Genomic DNA, 12,188 nt, shown 5'->3' on the forward strand with positions numbered 1-12,188 from the left:
CGGAGAAGACGCCCCGTCCGTGCGTGGCGGGTGAGGGATTCGAACCCCCGTAGGCGTTGCCAGCTGATTTACAGTCAGCCCCCTTTGGCCACTCGGGTAACCCGCCTCGGCCAACCCGTCCCCGAGGCCCACCCCGATCCCGAAGAACCGTCCGGGCGAGCCGACGCGAACGCGCGGATGGAAGGATAGCAACTCGCGAGGGCCACCCGTGCCAGGGGTGGACGACGACGGCGCCCCGGTGGCGCGAGGGAGGCACAGGCATGGCGAGCGAGTCGTCGTTCGACGTGGTGAGCAAGGTCGACCGGCAGGAGGTCGACAACGCGCTCAACCAGGCTGCGAAGGAGATCGCCCAGCGGTACGACTTCAAGGGCGTCGGCGCCTCGATCGCCTGGAGCGGCGAGACCATCGTGCTGGTCGCCAACTCGGCCGACCGGGTCCGGGCGGTGCTCGACGTCTTCGAGACCAAGCTGATCAAGCGCGGCATCTCGCTGAAGTCGCTGGACCTCGGCGACGGCGAGCCGAAGCCGTCCGGCAAGGAGTACCGCCTGGTCACCTCGATCAAGGAGGGCCTGTCCTCGGAGGTCGCCAAGCAGCTGGCCAAGCTGGTGCGCGACGAGGGGCCCAAGGGGGTCAAGACGCAGATCCAGGGCGACGAGCTGCGCGTCTCGGCCAAGAGCCGGGACGACCTGCAGGCGACGATCGCCCTGCTCAAGGGCGCGGACGTGGACGCCGCCCTGCAGTTCGTCAACTACCGCTGAGCCCGCGGGGCTCTCCCGTCAGACGGGCGGCAGGCCGCCTGCGGTCCGGGCGGCGGCCTCGATGCGGCCGCGGTACTCCGCCCACTCCTGCGGCGTGCGCCCGGGGATGTTCGGGTCGTCAGGCTTCATGCCGACGCGCCCGTCGAGCGTCTCGCGCAGGATGTCCGCCTGGCCGGCGTGGCGGGACGTGTCGACGATGACGTGCACGGCGATCCGGTGCAGGGTCACCTCCTGGTGGCCCGGGCGCCACCACGGCACCACGCCGGGGGTGTCCAGCGGCAGCTCGGCGAGCGTCGCGTCCGCCTGCTGCGCGGAGTACCGGTGCAGCTCGAGGATCGCGTCCCTGGGCTCGTCGGCCTGCGCCCACATGTCGTCGTCCGGGTTGCCGCCCTCGCGCTCGTACGGCGCCACGCGCCCCGGCGGCCGGCCGAACACGGTGGTGAAGTACCCCAGCTGGATCCAGGCGACGTGCTTGACGAGCCCGAGCAGGTTGGTGCCGGTCGGCGTCAGGGGACGCCGGACCGCGTACTCGTCGAGCCCGTCGAGCTTGCCGACCAGGCTGGTGCGCTGCTCGTCCAGGTAGTGCCGCAGGGCGTCCTTGGGGTCCATGGGCGGCAGTCTGCCGGTGGGGTCCGACACCCGCGCCCCGGCCGTCTCCGGGCCCTGGTGCCGCGCGCGCCGGCTCAGTACCGGGTGATCGGGCCCTGGTTGCCCGCCATCGCCTCGAGCCGGGCGATCCGCTCGGCCATCGGCGGGTGGGTGGCGAACATCTTCGCCACGCCGGCGCCGCGGAACGGGTTGGCGATCATCAGGTGCGAGACGTCCACGAGCTTCTGCTCCTGCGGCAGCGGACGGGCGTTGGTGCCGACCTCGAGCTTGCGCAGGGCCGATGCCAGCGCCAGCGGGTCGCCGGTGAGCGACGACCCGTCCTCGTCGGCGTCGTACTCACGGGTCCGGCTGATCGCCAGCTGGATCATCGTGGCGGCGAGCGGCGCCAGCACCACCATCACCAGGCCCGCGATCGGGTTGCCGCCGCGGTCCCGGTCGGATCCGCCGCCGAAGAACAGCGCGAACTGCGCCAGCGACGTGATGACGCCGGCCACGGCGGCCGCGACCGAGGACGTGAGGATGTCGCGGTTGTAGACGTGCATCAGCTCGTGACCCAGCACGCCGCGCAGCTCGCGCTCGTCGAGCATCCCGAGGATGCCCTCCGTGCAGCAGACGGCCGCGTGCGCCGGGTCGCGGCCGGTGGCGAAGGCGTTCGGCGACGAGGTGGGCGAGACGTACAGCCGCGGCATCGGCTGCCGGGCCTTGGTCGACAGCTCCCGCACGATCCGGTACATGCCGGGCTGCTCGAGCTCGCTGACCGGGCGCGCCCGCATCGCGCGGATGGCGATCTTGTCCGAGGCCCAGTAGCTGTACGCGGTGCTGAGCAGGCCGATCGCGGTGAACAGCAGGAGGAAGCGCGGCGTGCCGCGGCCCAGCAGCCAGCCGATGCCGAGCAGCAGCGCCCACATGCCGCCGAACAGCGCGGTGGTCTTCAGACCGTTGAAGTGCCGATGACTCATGGTCGCGTCGAGCTCCTGATCCGTGCACGGCGCCGGGCGGCCCCTGCGGGCCGACGCGTACCGGCGTCCTGTGCCTGACAACGCCCGCTCCGCTCGGGGCGTTCCCGGGACGCCCCGAGGGGCCCGGAGGGGATCAGCCGCGGCGGCCCAACGACACGTCCACCATCTCCTCGCGAGGCACGACCTTGACCCGCTCGCGCCCCTGCACCTCGCCGAGCGCCCGCTCGTACGCGTCCAGCAGCTGCCACCCGGACCACTCGATCGCGTCGACACCGCGCTCGTCGAGCAGCTTGCTGACGGCCTGCGGGTCCCGTTCCGTCGCCCGCGGCAGCAGTCCCGCCTCGGCGTCCTCGCGCAGGTGCGCGATCGTCTCCGTGGCGTCCGACTTGGTGTGCCCGATCAGGCCGACGGGACCCCGCTTGATCCAGCCGGTGGTGTAGAGGCCCGGCAGCGCCTCGCCGCCGTCGTCCACCACCCGGCCCTCGCGGTTGGGGATCACCCCGCCGACCTCGTCGAACGGCAGCTCCGGCAGCGGCGAGCCGAAGTAGCCCACGGCCCGGTAGACGGCCTGGACGGCCCAGTCGGTGGTCGCACCCGTGCCGGTGACGTGACCGTCCCCGTTGAGCGCGGTGCGCTCGGTCCGCAGGCCGACGACGTGGCCGTCCTCCCCCAGCACCTCGACCGGCCGCTGCAGGAAGTGCAGGTGGATCCGGCGGCTCGCCGTCAGGTCCTCCGGTTCCTTGAGGGTCCAGTCGGTGAGGGTCTTGACCACCTGCTTGGTCTGGTTCGAGGAGTGGATGGCGGCCATCGACCCCTCGTCGAAGTCGAAGTCCTCCGGGTAGACGATCACGTCGACGTCCGGCACGTGGCCCAGCTCGCGCAGCTCCAACGGGGAGAACTTGACCTGCGCCGGACCGCGGCGGGCGAACACGTGCACGTCCGTCACGGGGCTGGCCAGCAGGCCCTCGTAGACGTTCGGCGGCACCTCCGTCGGCAGCAGGTCCTCCGGGTGCTTGGCGAGGATCCGCGCCACGTCGAGCGCGACGTTGCCGGCGCCGATCACCGCGACCTCGCGGGCCTCGAGCGGCCAGGTGCGCGGCACGTCCGGGTGGCCGTCGTACCAGGAGACGAAGTCGGCGGCACCGTAGGAGCCGACCAGGTCGACGCCGGGCACCCGCAGGGCGGCGTCCCGGATGGCGCCGGTGGCGAAGATGACCGCGTCGTAGTGCTGCCGCAGGTCGTCGAGCGTCAGGTCGGTGCCGTAGTCGACGTCCGCGAGCAGGCGGATGTCCCCGCGCTCCAGCACCTTGTGCAGGGCGACGATGATCTGCTTGATGCGGGGGTGGTCCGGGGCGACGCCGTAGCGCACGAGCCCGAACGGGGCCGGCAGCCGCTCGATCAGGTCGATGCTGACGTCCAGGCCGGACCGGGCGAGGATGTCGGACGCGTAGATACCGGCGGGCCCGGCGCCGACGACGGCGACGCGCAAGGGCGTGGTGGTCACGGGACGAAGGGACCTTCCGCGAGGGGGTTCGCTAGCTGCCGGCCAGTCTAGGCGGGACCCCCTCGGCGCCCGCCAGCACGTCTCGCATGCGGACGGACGCACGGTGCCCGCGTGGGCGGCACGACCTACAGTCAGCCGGTGGCCGACGAGCGGACGATCCCTGCCCCGACCGACGGAGCCACCCCCGCAGCCCGGCCCGGCCGCGGCGGCCTGGCCGCCGGCATCGGTGCCTACCTGCTGTGGGGCGGCCTGCCGCTCTACTTCCCGCTGCTGCAGCCGTCCGGCGCGGTCGAGATCATCGCCCACCGGGTGGTGTGGTCGCTCCTCTTCTGCCTGCTGCTGCTGGTCGCCACCCGGAGCTGGCGCCCGTTCGCCGAGCTGCTGCGCCGACCGCGCACGCTCGCCACCCTCGGGGTCGCCGCCGTGCTGCTGGCGATCAACTGGCTGGTGTTCGTGTACGGCATCCTCACCGACCAGGTGGTGGACGACGCGCTCGGCTACTTCATCAACCCGCTGGTGACCGTCGGCCTCGCCGTGCTGGTGCTGCGGGAGCGGCTGCGCCGGGTGCAGTGGGCGGCGCTGGCGTTCGGCGCGGCCGCCGTCGTGGTGATCACCGTCGGCTACGGGCGGGTGCCGTGGATCGCCCTGTCGCTGACGGCGAGCTTCGCGCTGTACGGGTTGATCAAGAAGCAGGTGGGCCGGTCGGTCGGCGCCCTGCCGGGCCTGGCAGCCGAGACGCTGGTGCTCACCCCGGTCGCCGCCGGCTACCTGGTGTGGCTGCAGGTGGCCGGCACCGGCTCGTTCACCGGCCACGGCGGCTGGCACGCCGCGGCGCTCGCCTCCGCCGGCGTGGTGACGGCCGTCCCGCTGCTGCTGTTCAACAGCGCCGCCCGCCGGTTGCCGCTGTCCGTGATCGGGCTGCTGCAGTACCTGACGCCCGTGCTGCAGTTCCTCACCGGCGTGCTGCTGCTGCACGAGCACATGCCGCCCGCGCGGTGGTGGGGCTTCGGGCTCGTGTGGGTGGCCCTGGTGATGCTGGCGGCGGACGGTCTGCGGCACCGGCGGACGCAGGTGCTCGAGGCCCGTGCGGCCGTGGACGCGAGCGGGGACTGCGAGGCGGTCGCGGAGCGCTGAGGCGCCCCCGCGGGCAGGGCGACCACCCGGCAGGGGTCAGCCGACGACGTCGACGACGACGACCGTGACGTTGTCCCGGGCGCCGACGGCCAGCGCCGCCGCGACCAGGGCGTCGGCCGCCTGCTGCGCCGCGGGGTGCGCCCGCAGCTCCGCCTGGATCCGGGCGTCCGGCAGCGCCTCGGACAGGCCGTCGCTGCACACGACGATGCGCTCCGTGGGGCTGACGGGGAGCGCGAACACGTCCGGCTCGACATCCGGAGAGCCACCGCCGAGGACGCGCGTCACCACGTGCCGCTCGGGGTGCCGGGACACGTCCTGCGGGTCGAGGAACCCGGTCGCCACCAGCTCCGCCACGCGCGAGTGGTCGGTGGTCAGCTGCTCGAGGACACCACCCACCATCCGGTAGGTGCGGGAGTCGCCGACGTTGAGCACCAGCCAGCACGGCAACCCGTCGCGCTCGCTCAGCACCACACCGGACACCGTCGTCCCGGGGCGCCGCTCACCACCGAGCGGCAGGGCACGCACCCGCTCGTGCGCCGTGCGAAGCGCCGCGCGCACGTCGTCCTCGTCGGGGGTGCCGCCCGTCAGGCTGCCCAGGGACTCGACGGCCGTCGCGCTGGCCACCTCGCCCGCCTCGTGCCCACCCATGCCGTCGGCGACCAGGTACACGCCGTCACCGGCGCGGTACGAGTCCTCGTTGTCCAGGCGACCGCCACGGTGGCTGGCGGCGCCCACCCGCACCGTCGGACCGCCCTCCCGGGGCACCGGGTCAGCTGCGCTCATGCGGTCTTCTCCGACGACGACCAGGTGGACGTCGGTCAGCATAGCGAGGGCCGGGCGGAGCACTGACCACCCGATGACCGGCCCGTGACGGTGCCCGACGGGGCCGCTCTCCCGCCCCCGGTACGCGCCGCAGCGGCGCCCCGGCGCAGGACGGGTCAGGCCGCGCGGTCCACCAGCGCGTCGGCGAACTGCACCAGGGACTCCTTGACCGGGCCGTCCGGCAGCGGTGCGAGCTCGGCGACGGCGGCACGCGCCACGGCGACGGCACGCTGCCGCGTCTCCTCCACCACGGGGTGCCGTCCGAGGGTCGCCACGGCGGCGGCCAACCGGTCGTCGTCCGACAGGTCGGAGTCCAGCAGGGCCACGGCCGCACGGTCCTCGTCCGTGGCGTCGGGACCCGCCGCCCGCGCGCGCAGCAGCAGCACCGGCATGGTCGGCACGCCGTCACGCAGGTCGGTGCCGGGCGTCTTGCCGCTGAGCGACCCGTCAGACGTCAGGTCCAGCACGTCGTCGGCCAGCTGGAACGCCAGGCCGATCAGCTCGCCGAACCGTCCCACGGTCGCGACCACCTCCGGCGAGCAGCCGGACAGCATCGCGCCGAACTGCGCCGAGGTCGCGATCAGCGACGCCGTCTTGTCGGCGAGCACCTGCAGGTAGTGCTCGACCGGGTCCTCCCCCGTCGCCGGCCCGACCGTCTCGTGCATCTGCCCCATGCAGAGCCGGACGAACGTGTCCGCCTGCAGGGTCAGCGCCGGCTGACCGAGGTGCGCGACCACCTGCGACGCCCGGGCGAACAGCAGGTCGCCCGTGAGGATGGCGATCGAGTTGCCCCACACCTCGTGGGCGGCCGGAGCGCCGCGGCGCAGCGGAGCGTCGTCCATCACGTCGTCGTGGTACAGCGACGCCAGGTGGGTCAGCTCGACCACCACGGCGCCGTCGATCACCTGCGAGCGGTCGGGGTCGCCGAGCTCCGCCGTGAGCAGCGCGAGCAGCGGACGCAGCCGCTTGCCGCCGGCGGAGACCAGGTGCGTGCTGGTGGCGCCGACCAGCAGGTCGGTGGTCGCCACCGCCTCACGCAGGCGCGCCTCGACCGTGCCGAGCCGCTCCGTCAGTCGTGCGGAGAGCTCGGGGTCGGCGAGGGCGAAGGCCGTCGTCGTCGTCACGGGATGAACCTATCTTCCGGACCCGGTGGCGGCGCAGCGGCGGACAGCCGTCACTGCAGGAACCGCGCCACCGCGTCGACCAGGTCGAGCACCGGGGTGGGGAACACGCCGAGCAGGACGGTGCCGACGGCGCAGACTGCGATCGCGACCGCCGCCAAGCCCTCGGACCGGACGACGACCGTCGCGGTGGCCCGCTCGGTGAGCGTCGGGGCGACCGCGACCGCCGTGGCGGTTCCGCCGCCGGCGACGTCCGCCAGCTCGTCGGACGCGGCCGCGGGCACGGCGTCCCCGCCCGCGACGTCGTCGTCCTCGACCGCCGCCTCGGCCGTCTCCTCGTGCGCCGCCGTGAAGAACATCAGCACGATGATCCGGACGTAGAAGAACGCGGCCGCCGCCGAGGCGAGCACGCCGATCAGCGCCAGGGGCCAGGCACCGCCGGCCACCGCCGCGGAGAACACCGCGAACTTCCCCATGAACCCCGCCGTCAGCGGGATGCCGGCGAAGGACAGCAGGAACAGCGTGAAGGTCAGCGCCAGCACCGGGTGCGACCGGCCCAGGCCGGCCCACTGGGACAGTGCCGTCGCCTCACCCGTGATCGAGTCGCCGCTGCGCTCCCGCACCAGCGAGACGATCGCGAACGCGCCGATGGTCGCCAGGCCGTACGCGACCAGGTAGAACAGCACGCCCGTGATGCCGCGCTGGTGCAGGGCGACCACGCCGGTGAGCACGAAGCCGGCGTGCGCGATCGAGGAGTAGGCGAGCAGCCGCTTCACGTCGTTCTGCACCAGGCCGGCGACCGTGCCGACCACCATGGTGGCGATCGCGACGATCCACAGCAGGGCGCCGAGGTCCCACGCCATCCCGGGCAGCATCGCGTAGACGATCCGCAGGATCGCGCCGAACGCCGCGACCTTGGTGCACGCGGCCATGAAGCCCGTGATGGGCGTCGGGGCGCCCTGGTAGACGTCGGGGGTCCACATGTGGAACGGCACCGCACCGACCTTGAACAGCAGGCCGGCGAACAGCAGCACCGTGCCGACCAGCAGCAGCCCCTCGGTCCCGCCCGGGGTGCCCGTCGCGGCGGTGATGTCGGCGTACCGGATCGAGCCGCTGTAGCCGTACAGCAGCACGATGCCGAACAGCAGGAGCGCCGAGGCGAAGGCGCCGAGCAGGAAGTACTTCATCGACGCCTCCTGCGAGAGGAGGCGGCGCCGGCGCGCCATGCCGGACAGCAGGTAGAGCGGCAGCGACAGCACCTCGAGCGCGACGAACAGCGTCAGCAGGTCACCGGCGGCCGGGAACACCATCATCCCGCCGAGGGCGAAGAGCGTGAGGGGGTAGACCTCGGTCTGCGACAGCCCCGCGCGGCGGGCCTGCTCCTCGTACTCCGAGCCCGGGACGGCCGCGGCGAGCGGTGCGAACGAGTCCTCGCCGGTCTGGGTGCGGTCGGCGACCACCAGCACGGACAGCAGGCCGAGCAGCGCCAGAGTGGCCCACAGCACCAGGGTCGGGCCGTCCACCAGCAGCGAACCGCCGAGCACGACGGTGCCGCCGGAGCGGTGCACCCCGCCCCACAGGGCGACGACGGCGACCAGCGCACCGGCCGTGGCGGCGATCGCGAGAGCGACCTGGGTGGTGCGGCGGAGGCGGTCGGGCACGAAGGCCTCGACCAGCACACCGACCACGGCGGCCCCCAGCACGACGACCACCGGGGCGAGCGCCGTCCAGGCGACGCTCGGCGCGGTGAAGGCAGCGGCGATCACTTGGCGGTCCCTTCGGATGCGACGGCCGGCAGGTCGGCGACGCCGACGTTCTGCACGGTGGTCTGCGCGGCTGGGCGGACCAGGTTCAGCGCGGGCCCGGGCACGAAGCCGAGCACCAGCATGACGGCGACCAGCGGGCCGATCGCCCACCGCTCCACGCTGCTGACGTCCTTCATGGTGTCCAGACCGGGCCGCACGGGACCGGTGAACATCCGCTGGTAGGTCCACAGGATGTAGAGCGCGGCGAGCACCACGCCGATGCTGGCGACGACCGCGGCGGCGGGCACCGCCGGGAAGCTGCCGACCAGCACCAGGAACTCGCTGACGAACGGTGACAGGCCGGGCAGCGCGAGCGCCGAGAGGCCGACCACCAGGAACAGGCCCGCGAGCACCGGGGTGACCCGCTGCAGCCCGCCGAAGTCGTCGATCCGCTGCGACCCGCGGCGCGAGATCAGGAACCCGGCGAGCAGGAACAGGGCGCCGGTGCTGAACCCGTGGTTGACCATGTAGAACGACGAGCCCGCGACGGACGTCGACGTGAAGGCGAAGATGCCGAGCACGATGAAGCCGAAGTGCGACACCGACGTGTACGCCACCAGGCGCAGCAGGTCACGCTGGCCGATCGCCAGCAGGGCGCCGTACAGGATGGACACCACCGCCAGGACGATGACCACCGGGGCGGCCCAGCGCGAGGCGTTCGGGAAGAGCGGCAGGCACAGCGTCAGCATCCCGAAGGTGCCGACCTTGTCGAGCACGCCGACCAGCAGCGTCGAGGTGCCCGCGGGTGCCTGCTCGGCGGCGTCGGGCAACCAGGTGTGCACCGGGAACATCGGCGCCTTGATGGCGAACGCGACGAAGAACGCGACGAACAGCAGCCGCTCGGTGGTGGGGTCCAGGTGCAGGCCGACGAGGTTCTGCGTGAGGAAGCCCTGCGGGCCGCCGGGGCCCTTGAGGTACAGCGCGATGACGCCGACCAGCATGACCAGCCCACCGGCGAGCGAGTACAGCAGGAACTTCACCGCGGCGTAGCGCCGTCGGGGCCCGCCGTAGCTGCCGATCATGAAGTAGACCGGGATCAGCATCGCCTCGAACAGGATGTAGAAGAGGAACACGTCGCGCGCGGCGAACACGGCGACGACGAACGCCTCGAGCGCGAGCACCAGCGCGAGGTAGCGACGCAGGCTGTTCGACGCGGACGTCGCGCTGCCCTGCTCGTGCCAGGCGGCGAGCACCACCAGCGGCACCAGCAGCACCGACATGCCGATCAGCGCGAGCGCGACGCCGTTGACGCCGACAGCGTAGGAGACGCCGAACGCAGGGATCCAGCTGTGCACCTCGGTCAGCTGGTACTCGCCGGCGCGGTGGGTGTCGAAGGCGAGGAACGCCAGGCCGGTCAGCACCAGCTCGGCGATCGCGAAGGCCAGCGCCACCGGCCGGACGACGTTGCGTGGCGCGGCGGGCAGCACCCACAGCACGACGGCGCCGACCAGGGGCAGCAGCACCAGGACGGTGAGCCAGGGGAAGGAAGACATCGGTCGCTGCTCTCCCGTCAGCTCTGCAGGGCCAGGACGACGACCACCAGGGCGACCAGGCCCAGGAGCATCGTCGAGGCGTAGGAGCGGACGTAGCCGGTCTGTGGACGGCGGGCGAGGTCGCCGGAGGCGACCGTCCCCTTGGCGAGGCCGGACACGGCGCCGTCCACCAGGGCCCGGTCCCCGTACACGAGGGAGCGGGTGAGCACCTGGCCGGGGACCACCAGCACGCCGTCGTTGACGACGTCCTGGTACAGGTCCTTGCGGGCGGCCCGCGTGAGGGTGGTGCCGAGCGGCGGCGTGGTGGGCACCGCGGCGACGGCGTACCGGCGCCACGCGATGAGGACGCCGATCACGACGACCAGCAGGCTCAGCGCGATCAGCACCGGCGCGGGGATCACCGGCTCGGCGTGGTCGGTGGCGCCGACCGACGGCTCCAGCCAGTGCGTGAACCGCGAGCCCGTGGCGAGGATGCCGCCCAGTGCGACGGAGCCCACCGCCAGGATGATCATCGGCACGGTCATCAGCGCCGGGGCCTCGTGCGGGTGCTGGTGGCTGCCGTCCGCCTTGTCGGTCCAGCGCTTGGTGCCCTCGAACGTCATGAAGAACAGCCGCGCGATGTAGAAGGCCGTGATCGCGGCGCCGAGCAGGGCGACCGTGCCGAACAGCCAGGCGCGCCACGGCTGCCCGTCCGTCGGGACGAACGCCGCCTCGATGATCGGGTCCTTGGAGAAGAAGCCGGAGAACGGGAACATCCCGACGATCGCCAGCGCACCGGCCATGAACGTCAGCCAGGTGATCTTCATCGAGCGCCCGAGGCCGCCGAAGAAGCGCATGTCCGTCTGGTCGTCCATCGCGTGCATCACCGAACCGGCACCGAGGAACATGCCGGCCTTGAAGAAGCCGTGCGTCACCAGGTGCAGGATCGCGAACGCGTAGCCGACGGGGCCGAGTCCGGCCGCCAGGATCATGTAGCCGATCTGGGACATCGTCGAGGCGGCCAGCGCCTTCTTGATGTCGTCCTTCGCGCAGCCGACGATCGCGCCGAACAGGAGGCTGATCGCCCCGACGATCGTCACGACGAGCCGGGCGGTGGGAGCGGCGTCGAAGATCGCGTTGGACCGGACCACCAGGTAGACACCGGCGGTGACCATCGTCGCCGCGTGGATCAGGGCGGACACCGGCGTCGGGCCGGCCATCGCGTCACCCAGCCACGACTGCAGCGGGAACTGCGCCGACTTGCCGCACGCGGCGAGCAGCAGCATCAGGCCGACGCCCGTCCACAGCGCGGTGTCCTTGGACCCGGACGCCGCCGCGGCGTGCACCGTGGTGAAGTCCAGCGCGCCGACCTTGGCGAAGATCATGCCCATGCCGATGATCAGGCCCAGGTCGCCGATGCGGTTGGCGACGAACGCCTTCTTGCCCGCGACGGCGTAGTCGAGGCGGTAGTTCCAGAAGCTGATCAGCAGGTAGGACGCCAGGCCGACGCCCTCCCAGCCGACGAACAGCAGCAGGTAGGAGTCCGCCAGCACCAGCAGCAGCATCGCGGCGACGAACAGGTTGAGGTAGGCGAAGAACCGGCGGCGGTCGACGTCGTGCTCCATGTAGGCCACGGAGTAGACGTGGATCAGGGTGCCGACGAACGTCACCAGCAGGACGAAGGTCAGCGACAGCGGGTCGACGCGCAGGCCGGCGTTCAGGTGGAACGAGCCGGCGTCGATCCAGGTGCCGAGCTTGACGTCGAGCACGCGCTGGTCGGCGGGGCGGCCGAGCACCGTGACGAACGCGACGAGGCCGAGCAGGAAGGCGGCGCCGGAGGCGAGCACGCCCACCCAGTGGCCCCAGCGGTCGGCCCGCCGCCCCAGCAGGAGCAGCACCGCGGCGGACGCCAGCGGCAGGCCCACCAGCAGCGATGCGTAGGAGACGGAGCCGCCGTCCACCGGGGAGGCGGAGGCGACCAGTTCGGTCAACAGATGCACGTGC

Annotated in this window: 10 protein-coding genes and 1 tRNA gene; 2 read left to right on the plus strand and 9 right to left on the minus strand. The window is 72.5% G+C overall.

The genetic code is table 11. From position 1 onward, the window contains the following. Positions 1-24 precede the first annotated feature (24 nt). Positions 25-106 (minus strand) — tRNA-Tyr (locus tag QMF98_RS13810). 154 nt (positions 107-260) lie between these two features. Here QMF98_RS13810 and QMF98_RS13815 point away from each other — a divergent pair. Continuing rightward, positions 261-758, plus strand: coding sequence for a YajQ family cyclic di-GMP-binding protein (locus QMF98_RS13815; RefSeq protein WP_291758083.1), 498 nt, complete (start codon positions 261-263; stop codon positions 756-758). 18 nt (positions 759-776) lie between these two features. On the opposite strand, the gene QMF98_RS13820 is transcribed toward QMF98_RS13815, so the two are convergent. The 3 genes from QMF98_RS13820 to QMF98_RS13830 form a co-directional block, all read right to left on the minus strand. Beyond that, positions 777-1,367, minus strand: a complete 591-nt coding sequence (locus tag QMF98_RS13820) for a DinB family protein (protein WP_337973529.1) — start codon at positions 1,365-1,367, stop codon at positions 777-779. Positions 1,368-1,441: 74 nt separating this feature from the next. After that, complete coding sequence (htpX, locus tag QMF98_RS13825; RefSeq protein ID WP_337973530.1) at positions 1,442-2,326, minus strand: zinc metalloprotease HtpX; 885 nt, start codon at positions 2,324-2,326, stop codon at positions 1,442-1,444. A 133-nt stretch (positions 2,327-2,459) separates the two neighbouring features. Continuing rightward, entirely contained in the window at positions 2,460-3,830 is a 1,371-nt protein-coding gene (locus tag QMF98_RS13830; protein ID WP_337973531.1) for an FAD-dependent oxidoreductase, read from the minus strand. 138 nt (positions 3,831-3,968) lie between these two features. On the opposite strand from QMF98_RS13830, the gene rarD reads away from it, so the two are divergent. After that, entirely contained in the window at positions 3,969-4,964 is a 996-nt protein-coding gene (rarD, locus tag QMF98_RS13835; protein ID WP_337973532.1) for an EamA family transporter RarD, read from the plus strand. A gap of 36 nt (positions 4,965-5,000) precedes the next feature. On the opposite strand, the gene QMF98_RS13840 is transcribed toward rarD, so the two are convergent. The 5 genes from QMF98_RS13840 to nuoL form a co-directional block, all read right to left on the minus strand. Then, a complete protein-coding gene (locus QMF98_RS13840) occupies positions 5,001-5,747 on the minus strand; it encodes a PP2C family protein-serine/threonine phosphatase (protein WP_337973533.1) in 747 nt (248 codons plus the stop codon). Positions 5,748-5,902: 155 nt separating this feature from the next. After that, positions 5,903-6,910 (minus strand): polyprenyl synthetase family protein, encoded by a 1,008-nt coding sequence (locus QMF98_RS13845; protein ID WP_337973534.1) that lies wholly within the window; start codon positions 6,908-6,910, stop codon positions 5,903-5,905. A 50-nt stretch (positions 6,911-6,960) separates the two neighbouring features. Next, on the minus strand, positions 6,961-8,673 hold the full coding sequence (gene nuoN / locus QMF98_RS13850) for an NADH-quinone oxidoreductase subunit NuoN (protein ID WP_337973535.1): 1,713 nt from the start codon (positions 8,671-8,673) through the stop codon (positions 6,961-6,963). Continuing rightward, positions 8,670-10,205, minus strand: a complete 1,536-nt coding sequence (locus tag QMF98_RS13855) for an NADH-quinone oxidoreductase subunit M (RefSeq protein WP_337973536.1) — start codon at positions 10,203-10,205, stop codon at positions 8,670-8,672. Before QMF98_RS13855 ends, nuoN begins: the two co-directional genes overlap by 4 nt. 17 nt (positions 10,206-10,222) lie before the next feature. Continuing rightward, positions 10,223-12,175, minus strand: coding sequence for an NADH-quinone oxidoreductase subunit L (nuoL, locus tag QMF98_RS13860; RefSeq protein WP_337975634.1), 1,953 nt, complete (start codon positions 12,173-12,175; stop codon positions 10,223-10,225). Positions 12,176-12,188 lie beyond the last annotated feature (13 nt).

Origin of the sequence: Cellulomonas sp. NTE-D12, from assembly GCF_027923705.1 — a bacterium.
Lineage (GTDB): Bacteria > Actinomycetota > Actinomycetes > Actinomycetales > Cellulomonadaceae > Cellulomonas.